The sequence below is a fragment of the Streptomyces sp. NPDC050674 genome (assembly GCF_040654575.1).
Lineage (GTDB): Bacteria > Actinomycetota > Actinomycetes > Streptomycetales > Streptomycetaceae > Streptomyces.
The window spans coordinates 274,222-299,998 of record NZ_JBFAIG010000007.1 but is presented as its reverse complement, the minus strand read 5'-3'; the positions used below and the strand labels follow the sequence as shown (position 1 = coordinate 299,998).

23 protein-coding genes are annotated in these 25,777 nt (G+C 72.3%); 11 read left to right on the top strand and 12 right to left on the bottom strand.

Annotated features, from left to right (window positions below; genetic code table 11):
* Window positions 1-138: 138 nt before the first annotated feature.
* The 6 genes from AB0I06_RS14855 to AB0I06_RS14830 all read right to left on the bottom strand — a co-directional run bounded on the left by AB0I06_RS14855 (window position 139) and on the right by AB0I06_RS14830 (window position 4,254).
* Window positions 139-1,518, bottom strand: coding sequence for an 8-oxoguanine deaminase (locus AB0I06_RS14855; protein ID WP_363119167.1), 1,380 nt, complete (start codon window positions 1,516-1,518; stop codon window positions 139-141).
* Window positions 1,519-1,635: 117 nt separating this feature from the next.
* Window positions 1,636-2,583 (bottom strand): factor-independent urate hydroxylase, encoded by a 948-nt coding sequence (gene pucL, locus AB0I06_RS14850; RefSeq protein ID WP_363119166.1) that lies wholly within the window; start codon window positions 2,581-2,583, stop codon window positions 1,636-1,638.
* A gap of 6 nt (window positions 2,584-2,589) precedes the next feature.
* Window positions 2,590-2,988, bottom strand: a complete 399-nt coding sequence (uraH, locus tag AB0I06_RS14845; protein WP_363119165.1) for a hydroxyisourate hydrolase — start codon at window positions 2,986-2,988, stop codon at window positions 2,590-2,592.
* A 7-nt stretch (window positions 2,989-2,995) separates the two neighbouring features.
* The gene (gene uraD, locus AB0I06_RS14840) at window positions 2,996-3,505 is read right to left on the bottom strand and encodes a 2-oxo-4-hydroxy-4-carboxy-5-ureidoimidazoline decarboxylase (RefSeq protein WP_363119164.1); all 510 of its coding nucleotides are present in this window, start codon (window positions 3,503-3,505) and stop codon (window positions 2,996-2,998) included.
* 132 nt (window positions 3,506-3,637) lie between these two features.
* Window positions 3,638-4,006, bottom strand: coding sequence for a helix-turn-helix domain-containing protein (locus AB0I06_RS14835; RefSeq protein WP_189593286.1), 369 nt, complete (start codon window positions 4,004-4,006; stop codon window positions 3,638-3,640).
* On the bottom strand, window positions 4,003-4,254 hold the full coding sequence (locus AB0I06_RS14830) for a hypothetical protein (RefSeq protein ID WP_363119163.1): 252 nt from the start codon (window positions 4,252-4,254) through the stop codon (window positions 4,003-4,005). Before AB0I06_RS14830 ends, AB0I06_RS14835 begins: the two co-directional genes overlap by 4 nt.
* Window positions 4,255-4,414: 160 nt before the next feature.
* Here AB0I06_RS14830 and AB0I06_RS14825 point away from each other — a divergent pair, with 160 nt between their 5' ends.
* The 4 genes from AB0I06_RS14825 (at window position 4,415) to AB0I06_RS14810 (ending at window position 8,361) form a co-directional block, all read left to right on the top strand.
* Window positions 4,415-5,236: a TIM barrel protein gene (locus tag AB0I06_RS14825; RefSeq protein WP_363119162.1), complete on the top strand. Its 822-nt coding sequence runs from the start codon at window positions 4,415-4,417 to the stop codon at window positions 5,234-5,236.
* Between the two features lie 26 nt (window positions 5,237-5,262).
* The gene (locus AB0I06_RS14820; RefSeq protein WP_363119161.1) at window positions 5,263-6,156 is read left to right on the top strand and encodes a 2-hydroxy-3-oxopropionate reductase; all 894 of its coding nucleotides are present in this window, start codon (window positions 5,263-5,265) and stop codon (window positions 6,154-6,156) included.
* Window positions 6,157-6,363: 207 nt separating this feature from the next.
* Complete coding sequence (locus AB0I06_RS14815; protein ID WP_363119160.1) at window positions 6,364-7,821, top strand: catalase; 1,458 nt, start codon at window positions 6,364-6,366, stop codon at window positions 7,819-7,821.
* A 303-nt stretch (window positions 7,822-8,124) separates the two neighbouring features.
* On the top strand, window positions 8,125-8,361 hold the full coding sequence (locus AB0I06_RS14810; protein ID WP_363119159.1) for a hypothetical protein: 237 nt from the start codon (window positions 8,125-8,127) through the stop codon (window positions 8,359-8,361).
* Window positions 8,362-8,909: 548 nt separating this feature from the next.
* Here the strand turns inward: AB0I06_RS14810 and gcl are convergent.
* Window positions 8,910-10,694 carry a glyoxylate carboligase gene (gene gcl / locus AB0I06_RS14805; protein WP_363119158.1) on the bottom strand — a complete coding sequence of 595 codons (1,785 nt, stop codon included), beginning with the start codon at window positions 10,692-10,694 and terminating at the stop codon, window positions 8,910-8,912.
* A 210-nt stretch (window positions 10,695-10,904) separates the two neighbouring features.
* On the opposite strand from gcl, the gene AB0I06_RS14800 reads away from it, so the two are divergent.
* Complete coding sequence (locus AB0I06_RS14800) at window positions 10,905-11,846, top strand: hypothetical protein (RefSeq protein WP_363119157.1); 942 nt, start codon at window positions 10,905-10,907, stop codon at window positions 11,844-11,846.
* A 41-nt stretch (window positions 11,847-11,887) separates the two neighbouring features.
* Entirely contained in the window at window positions 11,888-12,394 is a 507-nt protein-coding gene (locus AB0I06_RS14795; protein WP_363119156.1) for a GNAT family N-acetyltransferase, read from the top strand.
* Between the two features lie 18 nt (window positions 12,395-12,412).
* Here AB0I06_RS14795 and AB0I06_RS14790 read toward each other — a convergent pair whose 3' ends face one another.
* Window positions 12,413-13,999, bottom strand: a complete 1,587-nt coding sequence (locus AB0I06_RS14790; protein ID WP_363119155.1) for an AMP-binding protein — start codon at window positions 13,997-13,999, stop codon at window positions 12,413-12,415.
* Window positions 13,996-15,675, bottom strand: a complete 1,680-nt coding sequence (locus tag AB0I06_RS14785) for an AMP-binding protein (protein ID WP_363119154.1) — start codon at window positions 15,673-15,675, stop codon at window positions 13,996-13,998. Before AB0I06_RS14785 ends, AB0I06_RS14790 begins: the two co-directional genes overlap by 4 nt.
* 126 nt (window positions 15,676-15,801) lie before the next feature.
* Here AB0I06_RS14785 and AB0I06_RS14780 point away from each other — a divergent pair, with 126 nt between their 5' ends.
* The 3 genes from AB0I06_RS14780 (at window position 15,802) to AB0I06_RS14770 (ending at window position 20,663) form a co-directional block, all read left to right on the top strand.
* The gene (locus AB0I06_RS14780) at window positions 15,802-16,611 is read left to right on the top strand and encodes a LuxR C-terminal-related transcriptional regulator (RefSeq protein ID WP_363119153.1); all 810 of its coding nucleotides are present in this window, start codon (window positions 15,802-15,804) and stop codon (window positions 16,609-16,611) included.
* A gap of 204 nt (window positions 16,612-16,815) precedes the next feature.
* Window positions 16,816-19,668 carry an AAA family ATPase gene (locus AB0I06_RS14775; RefSeq protein WP_363119152.1) on the top strand — a complete coding sequence of 951 codons (2,853 nt, stop codon included), beginning with the start codon at window positions 16,816-16,818 and terminating at the stop codon, window positions 19,666-19,668.
* A gap of 203 nt (window positions 19,669-19,871) precedes the next feature.
* Window positions 19,872-20,663 carry a serine protease gene (locus AB0I06_RS14770; RefSeq protein ID WP_363119151.1) on the top strand — a complete coding sequence of 264 codons (792 nt, stop codon included), beginning with the start codon at window positions 19,872-19,874 and terminating at the stop codon, window positions 20,661-20,663.
* Window positions 20,664-20,767: 104 nt separating this feature from the next.
* On the opposite strand, the gene AB0I06_RS14765 is transcribed toward AB0I06_RS14770, so the two are convergent.
* A complete protein-coding gene (locus AB0I06_RS14765; protein ID WP_363119150.1) occupies window positions 20,768-21,883 on the bottom strand; it encodes a winged helix DNA-binding domain-containing protein in 1,116 nt (371 codons plus the stop codon).
* 266 nt (window positions 21,884-22,149) lie between these two features.
* On the opposite strand from AB0I06_RS14765, the gene AB0I06_RS14760 reads away from it, so the two are divergent.
* Together AB0I06_RS14760 and AB0I06_RS14755 are read left to right on the top strand one after the other, a co-directional pair.
* Window positions 22,150-22,716, top strand: a complete 567-nt coding sequence (locus AB0I06_RS14760) for an isochorismatase family cysteine hydrolase (RefSeq protein WP_363119149.1) — start codon at window positions 22,150-22,152, stop codon at window positions 22,714-22,716.
* A gap of 101 nt (window positions 22,717-22,817) precedes the next feature.
* Window positions 22,818-23,819 carry an NAD-dependent epimerase/dehydratase family protein gene (locus AB0I06_RS14755; RefSeq protein ID WP_363119148.1) on the top strand — a complete coding sequence of 334 codons (1,002 nt, stop codon included), beginning with the start codon at window positions 22,818-22,820 and terminating at the stop codon, window positions 23,817-23,819.
* A gap of 15 nt (window positions 23,820-23,834) precedes the next feature.
* Here the strand turns inward: AB0I06_RS14755 and AB0I06_RS14750 are convergent, their stop codons facing one another.
* Together AB0I06_RS14750 and AB0I06_RS14745 are read right to left on the bottom strand one after the other, a co-directional pair.
* Window positions 23,835-24,947, bottom strand: a complete 1,113-nt coding sequence (locus AB0I06_RS14750; RefSeq protein ID WP_363119147.1) for a HAMP domain-containing sensor histidine kinase — start codon at window positions 24,945-24,947, stop codon at window positions 23,835-23,837.
* Between the two features lie 2 nt (window positions 24,948-24,949).
* Window positions 24,950-25,675 (bottom strand): response regulator transcription factor, encoded by a 726-nt coding sequence (locus tag AB0I06_RS14745; protein ID WP_363119146.1) that lies wholly within the window; start codon window positions 25,673-25,675, stop codon window positions 24,950-24,952.
* Window positions 25,676-25,777: the final 102 nt, after the last annotated feature.

The window sequence follows — 25,777 nt, the reverse complement described above, 5'->3', positions numbered from 1 at the left end:
ACCGGGCGTGCGGCGGACGGGGGTGGCCGTTCCGGGGCGCGCGGGTACGCGCGCCCCGGAGACGACCGCCGTGGACCCCGCTCGGGTTCACGGCCACCGGCCGGGAGCCGTCCCTCCCGGCCGGAGTCATCGGGGTGTTCAGGCCCGGGCGGCGATCTCCGCCAGGCGCCGGGCCTGCCCGCGCGTGGCGCGGGCGATGGCGTCCTCGTCGGCCGTGAGCAGCCGCCCGTCCTCGACGATCTGCCGGCCGTCCACGAAGGACGCGGTGACCGGGGCGGCCGCGCCGAAGACCAGGGCGGTCACCGGGTCGGCGATGGAGGCGTGGGCGAGCGTGTCCAGCTTCCACAGCACGAGGTCGGCGAGCTTGCCGGGCTCCAGGGAGCCGGTCTCCGCCGCCCGGCCCAGTACCTGGGCGCCGCCGTACGTGCCCAGGCGCAGGGCCTGACGGGCGTTCAGGGCGGCTTCCTTGTGGGCGCCGAGGCGGTTGATGAGGAGGGCGTTGCGCAGCTCGGTGTGGAGTTCGCCGGACTCGTTGGAGGCGGTGCCGTCGACGCCGAGGCCGACGGGGACGCCGGCCGCGAGCATGTCGGGGACGCGGGCGATTCCGGCGGCGAGGCGGGCGTTGGAGGACGGGCAGTGCGCGACGCCGGTGCGGGACCGGGCGAAGGCGGCGATGTCGGAGTCGTTCATGTGGACGCAGTGCGCCATCCACACGTCCTCGCCGAGCCAGCCGGTGGACTCGAAGTAGTCGGTCGGGCCCATGCCGAACAGTTCGTGGCAGAACTTCTCCTCCTCCACGGTCTCCGAGCCGTGGGTGTGCAGGCGGACGCCGAGACGGCGGGCCAACTGGGCCCCGTCGCGGAGCAGTTCGGTGGAGACGGAGAAGGGGGAGCAGGGCGCGACGGCGACCTGGGTCATGGCGTCGAAGGAGGAGTCGTGGTGCCGGCGCACGGTCTCCTCGGTGGCGGCCAGCGCCCCGTCGAGGGTCTCGACGGCGAAGTCCGGGGGCAGGCCGCCGTCCTTCTCGCTGCGGTCCATGGAGCCGCGGGCGAGGGTGAAGCGGACGCCCATGTCACGGGCGGCGCCGATGATCGCGCCGGAGAGGTCGCCGGAGCCCCGCGGGAAGACGTAGTGGTGGTCCATGGCGGTGGTGACGCCGCCGCGGGCCATCATGGCGAGGGAGCCCTGGGCGGCCGCGCGGACCATCGGCTCGTCGATGCGCGCCCAGGTGGGGTAGAGCGCGACGAGCCAGTCGAAGAGGTTGTGGTCGGTGGCCAGGCCGCGGGTGATCCACTGGTAGAAGTGGTGGTGGGTGTTGATCAGGCCGGGGGTCACGAGGTGGCCGGAGGCGTCGATACGGCGTGCGACGTTGTCCAGGCCCTCGGGGGCCGCGCCCGCGCCGAGGGACTCGATGCGGTTGCCGGCGAGGACGACGTGTCCGGAGGCGTACTCGGTGTCGTTCGCGTCGACGGTCGCGATCGCGCAGTTCTCGATGACGATGCGCCGCTCTGCTGCCATGGTTCGTCCCTTTTCACGGAGTGTGCTGAATCGGAGAGGGCACGGCAGGACCCTGGGATTTTGAGTGCCGTGGCCGGGAGGAGCGTTCCCCGGCCACGGGTGCCGAAAGAGGGAACGTCAGAGGTTGGTGAGGTCCTCGGGGATCCGCGCCTCGCAGCCGTCCCTGAGGATCGTCGCCTCGATCAGGCCGTAGGGGCGGTCGGCGGCGTAGTACACCTCATTGTCGTTCTTCAGCCCGAACGGCTCCAGATCGACCAGGAAGTGGTGCTTGTTCGGCAGGGAGAAGCGGACCTCGTCGATCTCGCTGCGGTGGTTGATGATCCGCGAACCCATTTGGTACAGCGTCTGCTGGAGCGAGAGCGAGTAGGTCTCGGCGAAGGCCTGGAGCATGTGCTTGCGCACCTGCTCGTAGGACTTCTCCCAGTTCGGCATGCGCTGCTCGTCGTCGGTCCAGTTGAACCGCCAGCGGCCGGAGACCTCGGTGGCCAGGATGCGGTCGTAGGCCTCCTTCAGCGTCGTGTACTTGTCCTTGACGTAGCCCCAGAACTCGGAGTTGGTCGAGTTCATCACGACGAGGTCCTTCAGGCCCGAGATCACCTCCCACCTCTCGCCGTCGTAGGTGATCTGGGTCAGCCGGGTCTCCTGGCCCTTGCGGACGAAGGAGTGCTTGACCTCGTCGGCGCCGATGAACTGCGAGGTGGCGTCGGATGCCTCGATCCGCTCCCAGGCGTACTCCTCGATGCGGATGCGGGCCCGGTGGATCGGCTCCTGGCTGGTGACGAAGTGCCGGGCGAGGTGGATGCCGAACTGCTCGGCGGATTCGATGCCGTGTTCCTTGGCGAACGCGTACACCGTGTTCTTGGTGGTGTCGGTCGGCAGGACGTTCGCGTTCGAGCCGGAGTAGTGGACCTCGTCCATGTCGCCGCTCAGGGCGACGGAGACGTTCAGGTCCTTGATGTGGTGGGTGGCGCCGTCCCGCGTGATCTTGACGACCCGGTTCTCGGCCTTGCCGTACTGGTTCTGTCCCAGGATCACAGGACGGGCAGGGCGGGAAATGTCTGCCATCTTTAGCTAGCTCCCTCGGTATACGGAGTAGCCGAACGGGTTGAGCAGCAGCGGTACGTGGTAGTGCTCACCGGCCTCTACGGCGAAGGTGATCACCACCTCTGGAAAGAACGCACCGCTGTCCCGATTCGCGGGGGCGTCCTGCTGCGCATCGGCTTGCTTCTTCGCAGATTCTTCGAAGTACGGCTCCACCGCGAAGTCGAGCCGTACGTGGGTGGTGCCCTCCGGCAGCGCCGGCAGGTCCTTGCACCGCCCGTCCGCGTCGGTCGCGGAGCCGCCGAGCGCCTGCCAGTCAGCACTCCGGCCGGTGCGGGCGCAGAGCTGGACGGCGACGCCCTCGGCGGGGCGGCCGGCGCTGGTGTCCAGGATGTGCGTGGACACGGAGGCGGTGGCGGAGGTGCTCATGGTGCTGTCAGTCCTCTTCGACGAGTCGGGCCAGACGGATGCGGTTGATCTTCCCCAGTTCGGTGCGGACGATCTCCCGCTCCTGCTCCGGCGTGTTGCCGATCCGCTCCCTGACCGCGTCGCGCATCTGCTCGCCGGTGCGGCCGGTGGCGCAGATCAGGAAGACATGCCCGAACCTCTCCTGGTAGGCGAGGTTGAGCTCCAGCATCTCCGCCTTGAGCGCGTCGGAGGCGCCGGCCATGCCGCGCTGCTCCCGCGCCGAGGTGGGGTCGCCGGGTTTGGGGCGGCCGATGGGCGGGTGACCGGCCATGGCCTCGTCGAGGTCCGCGGCGGTCAGCTCCGCCATGGCGGCGTCGCTCGCGGCGTACAGGTCCTCGGAGGTGGCGTAGGGGCGGGCGGCCAGCAGGCGCTTCGCCCACGCCGTGGAGGCGCACGCCTCGTGGAGGGCGGTGAGGGCCGCGTGCTCCTCGAGCGTGTTGAACCGGGCCAGGCCCGGCGGCGTGGAAGTGGACGTCACGGGAGCCTCCGTGGCCGCTTACGGCCTTCGTGCTGAACGGGCGTGCCGATAGCTAACGCCCTTCCGCGACAGCACGTCAACAGTTTGTTGAAAATTCGGTGGCGTGAAACCGGACCGGTGCCGCGCGGACCCTCAGGCCCCCTTCTCGCGGTTGAGGTAGTTGTAGACGGTGAAGCGGCTGACGCCGAGGGCGCTCGCCACGGTCTCCACCCCGTGCCGTACCGAGAAGGCGCCGCGCGCCTCGAGTATCCGTACGACCTCCTGCTTGGCCCTGCGGTCCAGATCGGCCAGCGGCATGCCCTTGCGGCGCTCCATGGCGGCCAGGATGTGATCGAGGGAGTCGGCGAGCTGCGGCAGCCGCACGGCCACGGCGTCCCGGCCCTCCCAGGCGAGGACGACGTCGTCGGGGCCGGCCTCGTCGGGCGGGATCATCTCGCCGCCCATGGCGTCGACCAAGGGCTTGACGGCCGCGATGAACGGCTCGTCCCCCGCGCCGCTCACGCCTCGCCCTCCTCGACGACGTTGACCTGGAGCGAGACCCGGGTGGCGCCGGCCTCCAGCGTCCTGCGGAGCAGGGCGTCCACGGCGGCGAGCACCGCGTCGGCACCACCCTGCGCGGTGTTGCCGAACGGGCCCACGTCCACGGCGTCCAGTTCGGCGGCCTCCACGACCTCGCGGGCCACCACCGCGTGCGCGGGCGCCTCGTCCAGGTCGAACGGCTCGGTCGTGAACTCCACTCTCAGTCGCACGCGCTCAACCTAACGCGCGGGGCGGGCTTTCCGGCAGCCCCTCTTGACAGCCCTCGCACCGCACAGGCAATCTTCCGTTAAGCAGAAGTGAGATTCCGCAATACGGAATAAGTGCCATGGGTGACGCACCATGGAAGACACGGAAGGGAGCGCCGCCCCGATGGGATTCGCAGACCAGCGCTTCAACGTCAACCTGTCGATCCTCTTCACCGAGCTCCCCCTCCTGGAGCGTCCCGCGGCGGCCGCCGCGGCGGGCTTCTCCGCGGTCGAGCTGTGGTGGCCCTGGGTCGACTCACCCGTCCCCGAGCGGTCCGAGCTCGACGCCCTGAAGCGTGCGATCGAGGACGCCGGCGTCCGGCTGACCGGCCTGAACTTCTACGCGGGGCAGCTCCCGGGCCCGGACCGCGGCGCCCTGTCGATCCCCGGTGCGCAGTCGGAGCGGTTCCGCGCCAACATCGACGTGGCCGCCGACTTCGCCGCCTCCCTGGGCTGCACGGCGCTCAACGCGCTGTACGGCAACCGCGTCGAGGGCGTGGACCCGGCCGAGCAGGACGCGCTCGCGCTGGAGAACCTGGTCCTCGCCGCCCGGGCCGCCGACCGGATCGGCGCGATTCTGCTGATCGAGGCGCTGAACCGGCCCGAGTCCCCGCTGTACCCGCTGGTGTCGGCCCCGGCGGCCGTGGAGGTCGTCGACCGGGTCAACGAGGCGACCGGGCTGGGCAACGCCCGCTTCCTCATGGACCTCTACCACCTGTCCATGAACGGTGAGGACCTCCCGGACGTCATCGAGCGGTTCGCCTCGAAGACCGGGCACGTGCAGATCGCCGACAACCCGGGCCGCGGCGCGCCGGGCACGGGTTCGCTGCCCCTCGAAGACCTCCTCGACCGACTGGGCAAGGCGGGTTACGACGGCTGGGTCGGCCTCGAGTACAAGCCGGGCGACCGCCCGAGCGCCGAGGCCTTCGACTGGCTGCCCCGCTGACCCCCTTCACCGAAAGGCACCCCATCATGAGCACCACTCTCCCCAAGGTGGCCTGGATCGGCCTCGGCATCATGGGCTCCCCCATGTCCGAGAACCTGATCAAGGCGGGTTACCAGGTCACCGGCTACACCCTGGAGCAGGACAAGCTGGACCGCCTGGCCGCCGCCGGCGGCACCGCCGCCGGCTCGATCGCCGAGGCCGTGCGGGACGCCGATGTCGTCATCACGATGGTCCCGGCCTCCCCGCAGGTCGAGGCCATCGCCTACGGCCCGGACGGCATCCTGGAGAACGCGAGGTCCGGCGCGCTGCTGATCGACATGTCCTCGATCACCCCGCAGACCTCGGTCGACCTGGCGAAGGCCGCGAAGGACAAGGGCGTTCGCGTGCTGGACGCCCCGGTGTCCGGCGGTGAGGCCGGCGCGATCGAAGCGGTGCTGTCCATCATGGTGGGCGGCGAGCAGGCCGACTTCGACGAGGCCGAGCCGATCTTCCAGGCGCTCGGCAGGACCATCGTGCTGTGCGGCCCGCACGGCTCCGGCCAGACCGTGAAGGCCGCCAACCAGCTGATCGTCGCCGTGAACATCCAGGCGTGCGCCGAGGCGGTGGTCTTCCTGGAGAAGTCCGGCGTGGACCTGAAGGCCGCCCTGGACGTCCTGGGCGGCGGGCTCGCCGGCTCGACCGTACTGACCCGCAAGAGGGACAACTTCCTCACCCGCGACTTCAAGCCGGGCTTCCGGATCGACCTGCACCACAAGGACATGGGCATCGTCACCGACGCCGCCCGCACCGTCGGCGCGGCCCTGCCCGTCGGTGCCGTGGTCGCCCAGCTGATCGCGAGCCTGCGCGCGCAGGGCGACGGCGGCCTGGACCACTCGGCGCTGCTGCGGGCCGTGGAGCGGCTCTCCGGCGCGCAGCTCTGACCCCTGCCCGGCCCCTGTGACCCCGGGGGTCCCCAGACCCGGGCGGCGCCGCCCCTGACACCTGTCCTGTCGCGCCCAGAGGGGCGGCGCCGCCCGGAACCAGCCATGCCCTTCACTTCAACAAACTGTTGACGCTCCGCTCATCCCGATCCTAGGCTCCACAAAGCGGAAACATTTTTCCGCTGCCCTCTCGTACGGAAGGTCACGATGTCGCAGCGCGTGCTCACCACCGAGTCCGGCGCCCCCGTCGCCGACAACCAGAACTCCGCCACCGCCGGCATCGGCGGCCCGCTCCTGCTCCAGGACCAGCACCTGCTGGAGAAGCTGGCGCGCTTCAACCGCGAGCGCATCCCGGAGCGTGTGGTGCACGCCCGCGGCTCGGGCGCCTACGGCCACTTCGAAGTCACCGACGACGTCACGGAGTTCACGCACGCCGACTTCCTCGGCGGCGTGGGCGAGCGCACCGAGGTGTTCGTGCGCTTCTCGACGGTGGCCGACTCGCTCGGCGGCGCGGACGCGGTGCGCGACCCGCGCGGTTTCGCGGTGAAGTTCTACACGGAGGAAGGCAATTACGACCTCGTCGGGAACAACACCCCGGTGTTCTTCATCAAGGACCCGATCAAGTTCCCGGACTTCATCCACTCGCAGAAGCGCGACCCGTTCACGGGCCGTCAGGAGCCGGACAACGTCTGGGACTTCTGGGCCCACTCCCCCGAGGCCACGCACCAGGTGACCTGGCTGATGGGCGACCGCGGCATCCCGGCCTCGTACCGCCACATGAACGGCTACGGCTCGCACACCTACCAGTGGACGAACAGCCGGGGCGAGGCGTTCTTCGTCAAGTATCACTTCAAGACCAACCAGGGCGTCCGGTCCCTGAGCAGCGAGCAGGCCGCCGAGATCGCGGGCAAGGACCCCAACTCGCATCAGACGGACCTGCTCCAGGCCATCGAGCGGGGCGTGCACCCGTCCTGGACGCTGTACGTCCAGATCATGCCGGCGGCCGAGGCGGCGGACTACCGCTTCAACCCGTTCGACCTGACCAAGGTGTGGCCGCACGCGGACTACCCGCTGCGGCGCGTGGGCCGGCTGGTGCTGGACCGCAACCCGGACAATGTCTTCGCGGAGGTCGAGCAGGCCGCGTTCTCCCCGAACAACTTCGTGCCGGGCATCGGCCCCTCCCCCGACAAGATGCTCCAGGGCCGGCTGTTCGCCTACGCGGACGCCCACCGCTACCGCCTGGGCGTCAACCACACGCTGCTGGCGGTCAACGCGCCGAAGGCCACGACCGCGCGGAACTACGGCCGGGACGGCCTCATGGCGTCCAACCCGCAGGGCCGGTACGCCAAGAACTACGAGCCGAACTCCTACGACGGCCCGGTCGAGACCGGCCGCCCGCTGTCGGCACCGCTGGCGGTCTCCGGCCACACGGGCACCCACGCGGCGCCCGCGCACACCAAGGACGACGACTTCTTCCAGGCGGGCGAGCTGTACCGGCTGATGTCCGCCGAGGAGAAGTCCCGCCTGGTCGCGAACATCGCCGGGGGCCTGTCCCAGGTCTCCCGCGACGACGTGATCGACAAGAACCTCGCGCACTTCCACGCCGCCGATCCCGAGTACGGGCGGCGCGTGGAGGAGGCGGTCCGCGCCCTGCGCGAGGACTGAACTCCCTGACCGTGCCCGACCGCCCGGGGCGACCCGGATGAGGGGTGGTCCCCCGGGCACGGGCACGGTCAGGGCGCGGACCGCGGCGGCTGCGAGCCAGTGCGGTGGTGAAGGGCCCGGGCCGGTTTCTCGACCTGAGGGAAACCGGCCCGGAGCCCGTCGCACCCGCCGCGGTCCCAGTACCACCCCTCTCCCCGAACCCCGTCCGGCGGCGCGAACGTCCTGTCGCGCCCAGCCTCGCGCCGCCGGACGGCCAGCCCGCCCCGGGGTGCGGAACCGTCCTGTTCGCAGCAGCCTGGAGGCATGGCTCCTCCCGCCGAGCATCCGCATGTCGTGGTCCACGCTCCTGCCCTGGACGGCTCCCGCCGGGTCACCCTGGGTGAGGAGCCGCTGGGCGTCGCCACGCACACCGACGACGTCGCCGAGATTCTGCGCCTGGCCGACCTGTACGTCACCGATGTCGCGCAGAGCGATCTCGTCGAGTGGCAGGGCGGCGGCCCGGACGACTGGCCGGGCCTTTCGGAGCACCACGACGCGTGAGCGCGCTGACGCCACCGGTCGTACCCGGCGTACGCAACCCTCGGAAGAACCTCTGAACCCGGCCCCGGGGGCTTCAACCGCCCCCGGGGCCGGGCACATTTGCGTCATACGGGGCCCGCGGCACGGGGGCGGCGGGCTCCCGGTGCGGGGCGGCCATCGGCGACGGTACGGCGGTCCGGCTGGAGCCGCACGAGATCTCACCGCTGGGGGGGGGGAGGCCCGCGCGCCGCCGTGGTGGACGCGCGTCCGCGGGGTCCTGTGGAGCCGGACCTGCGTCATCCCTGCCCCGCGCTACACGCGTCGCCCGCCGCCACGTCCGGGACCTGCGGCCCGACCGTCCTCTGCCGGCGAGCAGGCACGGCCCGACCGACCGCGCACGGCTGCTCCCCATCGCCCTGCACGGCGAGACGGCCTGCGGCTGCCGGTACCGCCCTTAACTCTGCGGGCGGGCCCGGTCCGCCGGGCCGAGGTGGGTGGGTGGGTGGGGGGGAAACGCGTGCGGGGCGGCTCGTCCTCCCGGACGGGCCGCCCCTCGCGCCGTGTGGGTCTCAGACCTTCAGCGGCTTGATCGACGTCGGCGCGTGACCCGGCTCCGTCGCGATCTCCTCGAACTCGACGACGTTGCCGATGTCGTTCGTCGTCGACATGGAGATGTTGGTGACGCGCTCCAGGATCGCCTCGACGACGACCGGGACCCGGTACTCCGCGGCCAGCTTCTTGGCCTGCTCGAAGGCACCGCCCAGCTCGGCGGGGTCGGTGACGCGGATCGCCTTGCAGCCCAGGCCCTCGGCGACCCTGACATGGTCGACGCCGTAGACGCCGAGTTCGGGCGCGTTGATGTTCTCGAACTCCAGCTTGACCTGGAAGTCGATGTCGAACGCCCGCTGTGCCTGGCGAATCAGCCCCAGGTAGGAGTTGTTCACCAGGACGTGGACGTACGGGATCCTGTGCTGTGCGCCGACGGCCAGTTCCTCCAGCATGAACTGGAAGTCGTAGTCGCCGGAGAGCGCGACGACGGGCGCCTCGGGGTCGGCCTTCGCGACGCCGAGCGCGGCCGGGATGGTCCAGCCGAGCGGGCCGGCCTGGCCGCAGTTGATCCAGTGCCGGGGCCGGTAGACGTGCAGCATCTGCGCGCCGGCGATCTGCGAGAGGCCGATGGTGGAGACGTACCGGGTCTCCGGGCCGAAGGCCTTGTTCATCTCCTCGTAGACGCGCTGCGGCTTGATCGGGATGTCGTCGAAGTGCGTACGGCGCTGGAGGGTCGCCTTGCGCTCCTGTGCGGAGGCGGCCCACGCGGAGCGGTCGGGCAGCCGGCCCTCGGCCTTCAGCTCCTCGGCGACCTCGACGAACAGCTCCAGGGCTGCCTTGGCGTCGGAGGCGATGCCGTAGTCCGGGGCGAAGATCTTGCCGATCTGGGTGGGCTCGATGTCGACATGGACGAACGTCCGCCCGGCCGTGTAGACGTCGAGCCTGCCGGTGTGACGGTTGGCCCAGCGGTTGCCGATGCCGAGGACGAAGTCGGACTCCAGGAAGGTCGCGTTGCCGTAGCGGTGCGAGGTCTGGAGGCCGACCATGCCGGCGTTCAGCTCGTGGTCGTCGGGCAGCAGGCCCCAGCCCATCAGGGTGGGGACGACGGGGGTGCCGGTCAACTCGGCGAAGCGGACGAGGAGTTCGGCGGCATCCGCGTTGATGACGCCGCCGCCCGCGACGATCAGGGGCCGCTGCGAGGCGTTCAGCATCCCGATCGCCTTCTCGATCTGGGCACGGCTGGCGGCGGGCTTGTAGACCGGGAGCGGCTCGTAGGTCTCGGGGTCGAACTCGATCTCCGTCAGCTGCACGTCGATCGGCAGGTCGATGAGGACGGGCCCGGGACGGCCGGAGCGCATCAGGTGGAACGCCTGCTGGAAGACGCCCGGGACCTGCGCGGCCTCCAGGACGGTGACGGCCATCTTGGTGACGGGCTTGGCGATGGAGGCGATGTCGACGGCCTGGAAGTCCTCCTTGTGGATCACCGCGGTCGGGGCCTGGCCGGTGATGCACAGGATCGGGATGGAGTCGCCGATCGCGGAGTACAGGCCCGTGATCATGTCGGTGCCGGCCGGGCCCGAAGTGCCGATGCACAGGCCGATGTTGCCCGGGTGGGTCCGGGTGTAGCCCTCGGCCATGTGCGAGGCGCCCTCGACGTGCCGGGCGAGGGTGTGCGCGATGCCGCCGGAGGCTTTGAGCGCCGCGTAGAAGGGGTTGATCGCCGCGCCCGGGACACCGAACGCGTCGGTGATGCCCTCGCGCTTGAGGATCTCAACTGCCGCTCGGGCAGCGGTCATTCGAGCCATCGAGTACTCCTGCTTCGGCTGTCGGATTCGCACTCCCGTCGCGCCCCGCGGTGAGCTCTTCCGTAATGTGGAAAGTATTTTCTACTATCTGGAATGAATGTATGCGGGGCGGGTGAAGGGCGTCAAGAGACGGCAAGCGCCGGACAGGTGGCGGTTCGAGGGAGCACGATGGGCACCGCTGTCCCGACGCGACACGGTTCTGGAGTGGCCATGGCCGAGACCGTTCCGGTGCGCTGCCCCGCCTGCCGCCGCGAGCACCGCTACACGGCTCCGGCGTACCCCTGTGTGTGCGGTGCGCCGGTCGCCCCGCTGCTGGACCGGGCCGGCTCGGCGACGCCCGTCTCCCACCGGGTCTGGCAGGACGACTGGGTGACGGTGCGGTGCGGATCCTGCGGGCGGCGCGGCGAGTGGCCACGCCCGGAGGTGGGGTGCGCGTGCGGGGTGCTCCTGCGGGTGGCGGTGGTGGAGGCCCGTCACGGCGACGTGCACCGGGACGCACCGACCGGGGAAACGCCCCTCACCGGCGGGCAGGACACGGCGACGGACCAGGACGACACCCCCGCCCCGCACACGGCGGCGGACGTGACGGCGGACCAGGACGGCACCCCCGCGGCGGACCAGGACGGCACCCCCGGCCAGAACGTGTCGGCGGACCAGGACGGCACCCCCGGCCAGGACGCCACGCCCCCCGGCCTCGATCGCGCGGCCGGTCCGCGTGAGGCCGCCGCCGCGCCCGCCGCCGATATCGGCTCGGCCCAGCCCCCCTTCCGGTCCGTCACCATCCGCACGGCCCTCGACGCCGTCACGGCCACCGCGCTGTATCTGCGCTGGCTCGGCTACCGGGGCGTCCGCCGGGCCGACCAGCGGCCCCCGTCCGGCATCGGGCTGGCCGCCCGCGGCGTCCTCGCGCAGGTCGATCCGGCCGTGCGCCCGGCGACGCTGCGGGACGTGGAGTGCCTGTGGCTGACGGCCATGACCGAGTCGGCCGAAGGCCTCTACTTCTCCCTCACCGGGTACGCGGACGACGCCCGGGCCCGCGCCGACGCCCTGGGCGTCCCGTTGTTCGTCCTCGACCTCACCGGCACACCCCGGCCGGTGAACGCCCCGGCCGAGACGCTGGTCGCCGCCGGCCCCGGGAAGCGGACCTCCTGAACCCGGGCCCGCCGAACCGCAGGCTCACGGATACTCGCCGCATGCGCATCCGCCCCGCCACCCGAGCCGACCTCCCAGTGCTCCAGGACATCGAACGGGCCGCCGGCGCGCCCTTCCACGACCTCGGCATGCCGGAGATCGCCGGCGACGAGCCGCCCGCGCTGGACGTCCTGGAGCGCTACCGCCGCGCGGGCCGCTGCTGGGTCGCGGTGGACGACGGGGACCGGCCGGCCGGTTATCTCGTCGCGGACCCCGTCGACGGCGCCCTGCACATCGAGCAGGTCTCGGTCCACCCGCGCGCCGCACGCCGGGGTGTGGGCCGTGCCCTGCTGGCCCACGCCGCAGGCCACGCGCGCCTGGAGGGCCTGACGGCCCTGACGCTGACGACCTTCACGGACGTGCCGTGGAACGCCCCCTACTACGCACGCCTCGGCTTCTGTCCCCTGGCCGAGGCGGCCCTGACCCCCGGCCTGCGCGCGATCCGCGCGACGGAGGCCGCGCACGGCCTGGACCGCTGGCCACGGGTGTGCATGCGCGCGCCGCTGTGACCGGCGGACCCGTGCCTGTCAGCCGTCCGCGAACCTCTCGCGCAGTTCCACCTTCCGTACCTTCCCGGACACCGTCATCGGGAAGGAGTCGAGGATCCGAACCCGGGCCGGGACCTTGTAGTGGGCCAACTGCCCCTCGCAGAAGGCCCGGAGCTCCTCCAGCGTGGGCGGGTCGGCCGGGTCGCGGGCGATGACGCAGGCGAGGACCTCTTCGCCGTAGCGCTCGTGCGGGACGCCGACGACCTGAACGTCCTGGATCTTCGGGTGGCCGTAGAGGAACTCCTCGATCTCGCGCGGGTAGATGTTCTCGCCGCCCCTGATGATCATGTCCTTGATGCGGCCGACGATCTCGACGTAGCCGTCCTCGCGCATCACGGCGAGGTCGCCCGTGTGCATCCAGCGGCCCGCGTCGACCGCCTCGGCGGTCTTCTCGGGCTCGTTCCAGTAGCCGAGCATCACGCTGTAGCCGCGGGTGCACAACTCCCCCGCCTCACCGCGCGGCCGGGTGACGCCCGTCGCGGGGTCGACGATCTTCACCTCGATGTGCGGCAGGACCCGGCCGACCGTGCCGGTGCGGTGCTCCAGGTCGTCGTCCCTGCGGGTCTGCAAGGACACCGGGGACGTCTCGGTCATGCCGTAGCAGATGGAGACCTCCGCCATGTGCATCTCGGCGACCACCCGCTTCATCACCTCCACCGGGCAGGGCGAGCCCGCCATGATGCCGGTGCGCAGGGAGGTGAGGTCGTAGCTCGCGAAGTCGGGGAGGTTCAGCTCCGCGATGAACATGGTCGGGACGCCGTAGAGGGAGGTGCAGCGCTCCTGCTGGACGGCCTCGAGGGTGGCCCTCGGGTCGAAGGAGGGGGCGGGGATGACCATGCAGGCGCCGTGCGAGGTGGCGGCGAGATTGCCCATCACCATGCCGAAACAGTGGTAGAAGGGCACCGGGATGCAGATCCGGTCCTGCTCGGAGTAGCCGAGCGTCTCACCCACGAAATAGCCGTTGTTGAGGATGTTGTGGTGGGAGAGGGTCGCGCCCTTCGGGAAGCCCGTCGTGCCCGACGTGTACTGGATGTTGATCGGGTCGTCGCAGGAGAGGTCGTCGTACACCGCGTCGGGGGTCGCCCGCCCGAGCAGCGCCTCCCAGCCCGGGTCGCCGAAGTAGACCACCTCCCGCAACTCCGGGACACGGCCCCGCACCTGGTCCACCATCGCCCGGTAGTCGCTCGTCTTGTGGCTGAGGGAGGCGAACAGCAGGGACACACCGGCCTGCTTCAGCACGTACTCCACCTCGTGGGTGCGGTACGCCGGGTTGATGTTCACCATGATCGCGCCGAGGCGGGCGGTGGCGTACTGGACGAGCACCCACTCGGGGCAGTTGACCGCCCAGATGCCCACCCGGTCGCCCTTGGCGACGCCGGAGGCGTGCAGGGCGGAGGCGAGTTCGCCGACCGCCGCGCCGAACTCGGCGTACGTCCAGCGCCGTCCGGACGGTACGTCGACCAGCGCCTCGCGGTCCGGCCAGGCGGCCACCGCCCGGTCCAGGTCGGCCCCGATGGTGTCGCCGAGCAGCGCCGTCGCGCCGGTGCCGTGACTGTAGGAATTCACCGGAAGTCCTCCTCGCGGTACTCGGCGTCCGACCCGGCCGCCGTGGCCTCACGCAGCTCGATGCGGCGGATCTTGCCGGAGACGGTCTTGGGCAGCTCGCCGAACTCCAGCCGGCGGATGCGCTTGTAGGGGGCCAGCGTCCGGCGGGAGTGCTCGAACAGGACCTTGGCCGTGTCGGGGCCGGGCTGCCAGCCCTCCGCCAGGACGACGTAGGCCTTCGGGACGGCGAGCCGCAGGTCGTCCGGGGCGGGCACGACCGCCGCCTCGGCGACCGCCTCGTGCTCCAGCAGCGCGCTCTCCAGCTCGAACGGGCTGATCTTGTAGTCGGAGGCCTTGAAGACGTCGTCGCTGCGCCCGACGTACGTCAGGTATCCCTCGTCGTCCCTGGAGGCGACGTCTCCGGTGCGGTAGTAGCCGCCCGCCATCGCCTCCGCCGTGCGGTCGGCGTCGCCGTGGTAGCCGGTCATCAGGCCGACGGGGTGCTCCGAGAGGTCGAGGGCGATCTCGCCCTCCATGGCGCCCGGGGCACCGGAGACCGGGTCGAGGAGTTCGACGCGGTAACCGGGGCTGGGACGGCCCATCGAGCCGGTCTTGAGCGGCTGGCCGGGGCTGTTGGCGACCTGGACGGCCGTCTCGGTCTGGCCGAAGCCGTCCCGGATGGTGCGGTTCCAGGCGCGGCGGACCTGTTCGATGACCTCCGGGTTGAGCGGCTCACCTGCCGCGACGACCTCGCGCGGCGGGGTGCGCAGCTGGGTCAGGTCGGCCTGGATGAGCATGCGCCACACGGTCGGCGGGGCGCAGAAGGTCGTGACGCCGGCCCGGTCCATCTCGGTCATGAGACGAACGGCGTCGAAACGCGTGTAGTTGTGCAGGAAGACGGTCGCCTCGGCGTTCCACGGGGCGAAGAGGTTGGACCAGGCGTGCTTGGCCCAGCCGGGTGAGGAGATGTTCAGATGCACGTCGCCGGGTTGCAGGCCGATCCAGTACATGGTCGACAGGTGGCCGATCGGGTACGACGTGTGGGTGTGCTCGACGAGTTTGGGCCGGGCGGTGGTGCCCGAGGTGAAGTAGAGCATCAGCGGGTCGTCGGACCGGGTCGGGCCGTCCGGCCTGAAGCGGGCGGAGGCGCCGTAGGCGTCGTCCAGCGGCAGCCAGCCCCGCGGCACCGCGCCGGCCGCGCCCGCGGCGATGCGCGTGTAGTCGCCGGGGACCTCGGTGAACTTCCCGGTGTCCTCGGGGCGTGTGATGACGTGCCGGACCCGGCCGCGCTCGACCCGGTCGCGCAGGTCGGCGGGGCCGAGCAGCGGAGTGGCCGGGATGACCACCGCGCGCAGTTTCATCGCGGCGAGGGCGGTGATCCACAGTTCGGCCTGGTTGCCGAGCATGACGAGGACGCGGTCCTCGGCGCGCACGCCCCGGTCGCGCAGCCAGGTGGCGAACTGCGCCGACCGTACGGACATCTCGCCGAAGGACAGCCGAGTCTCCCGGCCGTCCTCCTCGACGAGGTGCAGGGCGGTGCGGGCGTTGCCCTCGGCGATCTCGTCGAACCAGTCCAGCGCCCAGTTGAAGTACTCGGGGCGGGGCCAGCGGAAGCGCGCGTAGGCCGTCGGGTAGTCCTCACGGTGTTCCAGCAGGAAGTCCCGCGCCTCGCGGAACATCTCCGTCGCCGATGTCATCTGTCCTCCTGGGTACCGGACCATTGCCGGGCGGCTCCGAGCCATCGTGTAATCCGTGATGCGGGTCTCACTACCCCCGAACGGGGGGTGCGGCCGCACCGGGGCCGTAGTGAGGGGGCGATTCAGGTGACAGCAGACGCGTCGGACGCGGCCGAGATCCGCAACGCGCTGCTGCGTCTGCGGCGCGGCACCGGCCTCCCGGTCGCCTTCGGCGGCCTGATGGAGGCCGGGCAGCAGATGCGCATCAGCGAGCTGAGCGGCACGGCCACCCCCGCGCTGCGGTCGCTGGTGGTGACGTCCGGCACCGGTCTGGGCGGCAAGACGGTGGCGCTGTCCCGTCCGTGCGTGGTGACGGACTACTCGGCGTCGCGGCAGATCAGCCACGAGTACGACGCGCCGGTGGCCGTGGAGGGGCTGCGCTCGGTGCTGGCCGTGCCGGTGGTGGTGCGCAACCGGGTGCGCGGGGTGCTGTACGGGGCCCTGCGCACGGCCCTGCCGCTGGGCGGGCGGATGCTGGACACGGCCGTCGAGGCGGCGCGGGACGTGGAGCGGGCGCTGGTCGTGCGGGACGAGGCCCGCACGCTCGCCGCCGGGGCCGGGACGGGCCCGGGGTGGGAACAGGTGCGGGAGGCGCACGCGGCGCTGCGGGCGCTGGCCCCGCGGATCACGGACCCGGAACTGCGCGCGGAGCTGCTCGGCGCGTGTGCGCTGCTGACGGCCGACACGGGCTCCGCGGCCCGGGTCCGGCTCGCGCCCCGCGAGGTGGACGTGCTGGCGTGCGTCGCCGCGGGGGCCACGAACGCGGTGGCCGCGGAGCGGCTGGGGGTCACGCCCGAGACCGTCAAGGGGCACCTGCGGTCGGCGATGCGGAAGCTGCGGGCCCGTACCCGTGGCGAGGCCGTGGTCGCCGCGCGACGGGCGGGGTGGTTGCCGTAGGTTTGTGGTGCTTTCCGAGATGCCTGTCCGATCGCTGGGCCGACGAAGTCCCGACGGGGCGCCGGCCCTGTGTTCCGCGGCATTCGGGACTCCGCTGAATTCGCCGGCCTGCCTGTGTTGTTATTTCCCTCACGACACCGTCCCTCCGAAATTCAAACAGCTGTTGCCTAATATTGGCCAGGACACGACACAGGGAGGGAAGAGGTGACCGTGCGACGGGACTTCCAGGAGCCTCCCAGGAGCCGCCCCGACCTGGTCATCGGCCGGGAGGATCTGTTCGCGTCGGCGCGTGAGCAGCTCGGCCGAGGGGGCAGCGTGCTGCTGCACGGCCCGGCCGGAATTGGAAAGTCGACGGTCCTGCGGGCGCTGGCCGCGGATTACGGCGGCGCGGACCGGACGGTGTTGCGCTGCTCGGCGACCGAGTCGGAATCCCACCTGCCCTTCCTGGCCCTGGCGGACCTGTTCGGACTCGTGCTGGACGACGTGTCCGGTGCGCTGCCCGGCGCCCAGCGCACCGCCCTGGAGTCGGCGCTCACCGGCCGCGGCGAGTCCACGCTCCAGCGGGACGGCCTGGCGCTGCGGCTGGCCGTGCTGTCGGCGCTGCGTGCCCTCGCCGCCAAGGGCCCGGTGCTCGTGGTCGCCGACGACCTCCAGTGGCTGGACGCCGCCAGTGCGGAGCTGCTCGGTTTCGCGGCCCGCCGGCTGGGTGACACGCCCGTGCAGATGCTGTGCGCGGTGCGGACCGAGGGCCAGGAGTACGACCGTCATCTCCCGGCGTCCCCGCCCGACACCCTCGCGGTGCGGCTGGGCCCGCTGAACCGCACGCAGGTCTCGGCGCTGCTCGACCACCGCGGCTACACACCGCTGTCCCGTTCGACGGTCCGCGACATCCACCGCACCAGCGGCGGCAACCCGCTCTTCGCCCTGGAGCTGGGCCGGGCGCTGGCCGAGAGCCCGGCCCGGCCCCGGCCCGGTGAGCCGCTGCCGGTGCCCACCTCCCTGCGGGCCCTGGTGCTGAGCCGGCTGGAGATGCTGTCCGACGAGGCCCGCCGCACCCTCCTCGTGGCCAGCGCCGGTGCCCGTCCCACGCTGGCGCTGCTGCACGCGGCCGGGCGGGAGCACGCCGAGGCCGAGACGGCCCAGGCGGCGGCCCTGGGGCTGCTGACCACGGACCCCGAGGCACCGGCCCTGCGGTTCGCGCATCCGCTGATCTCGGCGGCGCTGTACGCGGAGGCGCCCGCGCAGGAACGGCGGGCCGTGCACGCCGCGCTGTCCACGGCGGCCTCCGACCCGATCGAGCGGGCCCGGCACCTGGCCCTGGCGACCACCGGCACCGACCCGGACGTGGCGGCCCGGCTCGCCGAGGCGGGTGCGCTGGCCCGGGACCGCGGCGCCCCCTCCGTCGCCGCCTCGCTCGGGCTGCTGGCCGCCCGGCACACCCCCGCGGACAGCACCCCGGGCCCCGACGAGCGGCGCCTCCAGGCCGCGGAGGACGCGATCACCGCCGGCGAGGCCGATCTCGCCCGGGACATCGCACGCGACGTACTGACGCGTGCCACCGTGCCCGCCGAGCGGGTCCGGGCCTGGATGGTGGTCATCGAGGCCGCCGGGCAGGCCCTGGGCGAGGTCGACGCCGTCTTCCCGCAGGTCCTGGCCGACGCGGGCGACGACCCGGGCCTCCTCGCCCTGGTCCACTACCAGCTGGCCTGGCGCGGTCTGGTCGTCGAGGGCGACTTCGCCGAGGCCCGCCAGGAGGCCGCGCACGCGGCGGAGCTGGCCGCCCGGGGCGGGGACCGGCGCACCGAGCTGATGGCCCTGTCGTTCCAGGCCTCCACCGAGACCCTGATGGGCCACCCGGACGCCCCCGTGACCGTCAAACGGGCGCTGAAGGAACCCCAGGACCCCTATGTGGCCTGCCACCACAACGGCGCCGGGTCGGCCCGGTTCCGCTGGCTGATCATGAGCGACCAGCTGCCCGAGGCCCGGGCCACCATCACCGCGCTGCTGCGCGAGGTGCGCCGGCGCGGCATGGTCGAGAGCGAGGTGCACTTCCTGCGCTTCCTCGCCGACACGGAACTGCGCTCCGGGCACTGCGGCCGCGCCCTGGACCTGGCCCGCGAGAGCCTGCGGCTGGCCCGGGACTCCGGGATCGGCGAGGGCGCCTCGGCCATGCTCGCCTCCCTCGCGGAGGCCTCCGCCGGGGACGTCGACCGGGCGCTGGCCCTCGCCCGGGAGGCGGCGGACCACGCCGAGGTCGACGGCGACCAGATGTATCTGTCCCGGGCCCTGGCGGCGCTGGGCTACGCCCAGCTGGTGGCCGGCGACCCGGCCGCCAGCGTCCGCTCGCTGCGCCGGGTGCGGGAGCTGGAGCAGGGCCTCGGCATCAACGACCCCGGGCGCGGGCGCTGGCACGGCGACCTCGCGGAGGCCCTGGTCCGCATCGGCGAGCCGGGCGAGGCGCAGGACGTCATCGACACGACCCGGGCGCACGCGCTGCGGCTGGGCCGGCAGAGCGTGCTGGCTGTCCTCGACCGCGCCGAGGCGCTGGTGCGGGCGGCACGCGGCGAACACGAGGCCGCCGCCGTGCGGTTGACGTCCGTGCAGGACCGGCTCGGCCGGCTCGGCTACGGCCTGGAGGAGGCCCGCGCCGCCTTCGTGCTGGCCCGGCTGCGCGCGCAGGCCGCCGCGTCCCCGCGGGCCGGCGCGCGGCCCCTGCCGGGTCCGGTGTCGTACGACGAGGCCGCGCGGCTGTTCCGGCGCTGCCGCGCGCTGCCCTGGCTGCGGCAGGTCGACGCCGCCGCGCAGGCCGGCCCGACGACGGTTCAGCCGCCCGCCGCCACGCCGGCCGTCGCCCTCGACGCACTGGAGGGGCTGGCGGCGATGGAGCGTCAGGTCGCCTCGCTGGTGATGGAGGGCGCGACCAACCGGGAGATCGCGGGGCGCCTGTTCATCAGCGTCAAGACCGTCGAGGCGACCCTGACCCGGGTCTACCGCAAGCTCGGGATCCGCTCGCGCGTGGACATCGTCCGGCTGGCCGCCGGTCGCCGCACCACCTGACCCCACCTGGGTTTACGGGGCCCGACCGAGGGTTATCCCTGCCCAACTCCCTTAGGGGGTTCCCTCATTGGGAGCCCCCTCGCCCTGGCTCTAGCTTGGGGGCGTGCCGCTCGCCGGGCACACGGAGATCCGAACAACGACGTCGGAGTCCCCGTGCACCACCACCCGCGCGACCCCCCACCGGCAACTCCCCAAGGAGACCCATGTTCGGGCTCAGCACTGCCAAGAAGGCCGCCGCCGTCGCCGCGGCGACCGCCGCCGCCGCCACGACCGCGCTGCTCGCCGCTCCCACGGCCGTCGCCGCACCCCAGCCGATCGTCGGCGGTACCACGACCACGGCGTCCGCCTACCCGTTCGTCATGCAGATCACGGACGCCTCGCAGAACCAGTTCTGCGGCGGCACGCTGGTCTCGCCCACGAAGGTCGTCACCGCCGCGCACTGCATGGTCGGCGAGACCACCAGCAGCGTGCGCGTCGTCGGTGGCCGGACCTACCTCAACGGCACCAACGGCACGGTCGCCAGAGTCAGCAAGATATGGATCCACCCGAGCTACACCGACGCCACCAAGGGCGACGACGTGGCCGTGCTGACGCTGTCGGCGTCGATGCCGTACACCCCGGCGAAGTACGTCTCCTCTTCCCAGACCTCGGTGTACGCGGCCGGCACCACCGCCCGCATCCTCGGCTGGGGCACCACCGCCTCGAACGGCAGCAGCTCCAACCAGCTGCGCACCGCGACCGTACCGACCGTGTCCGACTCCAGCTGCGCGAGCTCCTACGGCTCCGACTTCCTGAAGAGCGACATGGTGTGCGCCGGGTACTCCTCCGGCGGCGTGGACACCTGCCAGGGCGACAGCGGCGGCCCCCTGCTCATCGGGGGAGTCCTGGCAGGCATCACTTCCTGGGGCGAAGGCTGCGCCCAGGCCGGTTACCCGGGTGTCTACACCCGGCTGACCACCTTCTCCAACCTGGTCACGACGCAGGTCAACTCGTGACCACCCGCTAACTCCTGAGCAACCCTCAGGTGAAAGACCAGGGGGCGTTGCGGGCCTCCACGAGCGGCCCGCAACGCCCCCTCTCCATGCCGTGCGGCGGCTTTCTAGGTCCGCACGGCACCAAAGCGGATGTCGTACGGCGTCTGCGGGTGCATGATCCGCAGCATCCGCTCCCCCTCGGCGGTGACCTCGTCCCGCTGCTTCCGGGTGAGGTGCCCGAACGGCTCGATCACGAGGGCGTCCTCCGCCAGCCGCCACAGCCCCGCGAGGAAGCCGTCGACGAGGAGCGAGCGGTAGGCCATGTTGCCCTTCCAGGAGCGGCCCCTGTACGCGGGCGGGACGACACGCGTGCGGTCGGCGTGCGACAGCAGCAGGTTGTCGAACTCGGGCAGGAAGCGCGGCGGCGCGGGGGTGTCCGGGTCGGGGCGGGGGGCGTCCGGAAGGTCGAAGAGTTCGACGCCGCTCGCGTCCCGGAAGGTCACGAGCCGGGGGCGCAGGCGCTCGAAGGCGTCGCGCAGACGGGTCATGCCGGCCCAGGCCTGCATGTCCTTCACCGACGCCGGGCCGAAGGCGCCGAGGTAGCGCAGGACGACCGTGTCGGGCGTGGGCGCGGGCTGCGCGGGCCGGCCGAGCCAGTGTTCCGCGGTGGTGAGACTGACCTGCCCGCTGCGCTCCCACAGGCCGCGCGGAGTGACCTGCACGAGAGGGAGCCGGCAGCGGGCGGCGACGGCCAGGGACTGCGGGTCGGCGTCGGGCCACTCCTGGAGCAGTGCCTCGCGCAGCTGCTTCATGGTGCGGGGCTCGGCCTCGACCAGCTCGCGGGCGATGGCGGCGAGCCGGTCCAGGTCGACACCGGCGAGTCCGGCGCGGAAGGCGACCAGTTCCCGGTCCCGGGCGGGCTGCACCAGCGGCCGCAGGGTGAGGCAGTCGTCCGCGGTGTGGGTGTGGATGGTGGAACGCATGGTGACGATCCGGACGACCTCGCGGTCCGCCATCAGCCGGGACAGCGCCTCGGGCGTGAAGCCGTCGAGCCGGGCGGCGAGCGCGTAGTACGGGGGCTTGACGTTCTGCGCCTGGAGCCCGAGCAGATGCTCGACGGCCGCCGCCGCGGAGAGCCGGGCCGGCCGCAGGAGCAACTGCCGTTCGAGGGTCGCGCGGTTGAGGGCACGCGCGTCGAGCAGGGGTGCCGTGCCGGTGACGCTCCGCCTGGTGTTCGTCATGTGAGGCACGGTAGCGGGGCTTGCGGACAGGTTCTGGCCGCGACTGCGGGCGGCGAGCCGTGGCGTGCCGGCCCGTCCGCACCCCGAGGTGCCGGCGGGTCCGGGCGCCGGTGATTGTTACGCCCGCCGCGCCACCGGGTACTCAGAAGCGCGTTCCCGCAACCCGCACCACCCGCTCCACTCGGGAGAACCGATGCTTCGACTTCCACCCCCACCCGATCTCGCCCCACCCCATGAATGACCACACCGGACGGACGGTGGAGGGCATGGAACGAGGAGCGGACCCGTCGCGGTCGGCACTGATCGTGATCGACATGATCAACACGTACGAACACGAGGACGCCGAGCTGCTCGTGCCGTCCGTCGAAGAGGTGGTTCCCGTCCTGACCGAGCTGCTCGGCCGGGCGCGCGAGGCGGACGTTCCCGTGATCTACGTCAACGACAACTTCGGCCTGTGGCGTTCGCACCACGGAGAGCTGCTGGACGCGGCCCTGTCCCAGCCGAACGCCCACCTGATCACACCGATCCGGCCCGACGACCGGTCGCTCTTCGTCATGAAGGCCCGTCACTCGGTGTTCTTCGAGACCCCTCTGTCCTATCTCCTGTGGAGCCTGGGCGTGGGGCACGTGGTCATGACCGGTCAGGTCACCGAGCAGTGCGTCCTGTACTCGGCGCTGGACGCGCACATCCGCCACCTGGAGGTCACGGTGCCCAAGGACGCCGTCGCCTCCATCCATCCGCACCTGGCGTCGGCGGCCCTGGAGATGATGGAGCGCAACATGGGCGCCAGGATCCTCACGGCGAAGGAGGTCGATTTCCAGCGCGGCGCCTGAGGCCCGTCCGTGTCGCGCGGGAACCGGCACGCGTCTTACGGAGTCATGACGTACGACCCCGCTCGCGTGAGGCGGCGGCAGGGTGCGCCTAGCGTGCCGGTATGCGTGTACTGGTCACCGGCGGTGCCGGGTTCATCGGGTCCCATGTGGTCGCCGCCCTGCGGGAGCGGGGACACGAGGCCATCGTGTTCGACGTGCGGGAGGAGCCCGCGGCCGACGTGCGGGACCCCGCGGCCGTGGGCCGTGCCCTGGCCGGGGTGGACGCCGTGTGCCACCAGGCCGCGAGGGTCGGCCTCGGCGACGGGGTCCTCGACGCGGCCGACTACGTCGCGCACAACGACCTCGGGACGGCCGTGCTACTCGCGGCCATGGCGCGGGCGGGTGTACGGCGCCTCGTGCTCGCCGGGTCGATGGTGATCTACGGGGAGGGACGGTACGTGTGCGCCCGGGACGGGGTGGTGAGGCCCGGGCCGCGGGCGGTGGCCGATCTGGACGCGGGCCGGTTCGAGCCCGCGTGCCCGGTGTGCGGGCAGGCCCTGGCCGCCGGGCTGGTCGGCGAGGACGCCCCGGCCGATCCGCGCAACGTGTACGCGACGACGAAGCTCGCCCAGGAGCATCTGGCGGCCGCCTGGGCCCGTTGCACCGGCGGGTCGGCGGTGTCCCTGCGCTACCACAACGTGTACGGGCCGGGCATGCCGCGGGACACCCCCTACGCCGGTGTCGCCTCCTTCTTCCGTTCGGCGCTCGCCCGGGGCGAGGCCCCGCGGGTGTTCGAGGACGGGCGGCAGCGCAGGGACTTCGTGCACGTCCGGGACGTGGCGGCGGCGAACGCGGTGGCGCTGGAGGCCCCGGCCGCGCCGGGTGCGCTCACCGCGTACAACACCGGCAGCGGTGACCCGCACACCGTGGGCGAGATGGCGCGGGCGCTGGCCGCCGCGTACGGCGGGCCCGAGCCCGTCGTCACCGGTGAGTACCGGCTCGGGGACGTACGGCACATCACCGCGGACTCCTCTCGCCTGCGGGACGAGTACGGCTGGAAGCCCAAGACCCCGTTCGAGGAGGGCATGCGGGAATTCGCCCGGGCCGGGATGCGCGAGGCATAGGGCCGGGGGCCGTGGTCAGGACGCGGCCGCCGGAAGGACCACCTCGAAGCGGCAGCCCCCGGGGATGTTGCGTACGCCGGCCCGGCCCTGGTGGGCCTCCACGATGCCGCGGACGATGGCGAGGCCCAGGCCCGCCCCGGCCGGGGGCGTCCGGGCGTGCGTGCCGCGCCAGCCGGTGTCGAAGACGCGCGGCAGGTCCTCCTCGGGGATGCCCCCGCAGCCGTCCGTCACGGACAGGACGACCCCTTCGGGAGAACGCTCGGCGGCGATCGCGACGGTGCCGTCGGCCGGGGTCCTGCGGATGGCGTTGACCAGCAGATTGCCCAGGACGCGGCTCATCTCCCTGCCGTCCACCTCGACCGGCACCGGCTCGACACGGCCGCCCACCAGCCGCACCCCGTGCGCGCGGGCGAGCGGATCGGCGCCCGCGAGGGCGTCGCCGACCAGGTCGTACAGGGACATCCGGGTGGGCGTCAGGGCCAGGGCGCCGGCCTGGATGCGGGAGAGTTCGAAGAGGTCGCCGACCATGTCGTTGAGGCGTTCGACCTCGGTCCGCATCCGCTTGAGGTAGCGGTCCGGGTCGGCGGCGACGCCGTCCTCCAGTGCCTCCGACATGGCGCGCAGACCGGCCAGCGGGGTACGCAGGTCGTGCGAGATCCAGGCGACGAGTTCCCGGCGGGAGGTCTCCAGGGCGCGTTCCCGGTCCCTGGACTCGGCGAGCCGGGCGCTGGTGACCGCCAGCTCGCGGCTCACCGCGGCGAGTTCGGCGGTGGCGGGGCCGTCCGGTGCGGCGAAGTGCCCGCCGTCGCCGAAGGACCGCGCGGCCACGGCGAGTTCGCGGCTGCGGGCGACGACCCAGCGGCCCAGCAGCAGCGCGGTGGCCAGGGAGACGACGGCCGCCATGGCGACGACGGTCGTGACGACGGTCAGGTCGTGCGGCGACAGGAACATCGCCCAGGCGACGGCGAGCGTGCCCGCGAGCATGGCGACGACGCCGACCCCCGCCACCACCGCCAACGAGACGGTCAGCGAACGGCGGCGGATCAGACGCAGGACGCCCGCTCCGGCCAGCCCCGACACGGCGGCGCCCGCGAAGGCGTACAGGGCGATCAGGAGGATGTCGCGCACGGTCAGTCGTCCCCTTCGCCCGGTTCGAAGCGGTAGCCCACGCCCCACACCGTCCGGATGAGGCGGGGCCGGGCCGGGTCGTCCTCGACCTTGCCGCGCAGACGGCGGACATGGACCGTGACGGTCGACAGGTCGCCGAAGTCCCACCCCCAGACCTCGCGCATCAGGTCCTCGCGGCCGAAGGCCTGTCCCGGGTGCCGCAGGAAGAAGGAGAGCAGGTCGAACTCGCGGAGGGTGAGGGCGAGTTCGGTGCCGTTCTTGGTGGCCCGGCGCGCCGCCGGTTCCACGGTGAGGCCGGCCGCTTCCCACCGTCCCCCGGTGGCGGAGGGCCGGCTGCGGCGCAGCACCGACTCCACGCGCAGGACGAGTTCGCGGGGGCTGAAGGGCTTGGTGACGTAGTCGTCGGCGCCGACCTCCAGGCCCAGGATGCGGTCGTCCTCGTCGCCCCGGGCGGTGAGCATGATGACGGGCACCGGACCGTGGCCGCGGATCCGCCGGCACACCTCCAAGCCGTCCATGCCGGGCAGCATCAGGTCGAGCACGACCAGGTCCGGCCGGTGCGCGGCGGCACGGGCGAGGGCGGCCGGGCCGTCGTCGGCGCGGTCGACCGCGTAACCGGCGCGGTCCAGATAGCCGGCGACGACTTCGGCGACGGTCGGATCGTCGTCGACGACCAGGACCCTGGGGGCCCCGTCCGCGGTTCTGGGGGGCTCGTACGGCTGCTGCATGTCTCCAGACTGGCACCGCGCCGCCGCCCACGGGGGTGCGGGCACCGCCCCGGCCTCCGACGTCCGCGTTTCGTAAGGACCGTCGGTCCGGTATGCCCGATT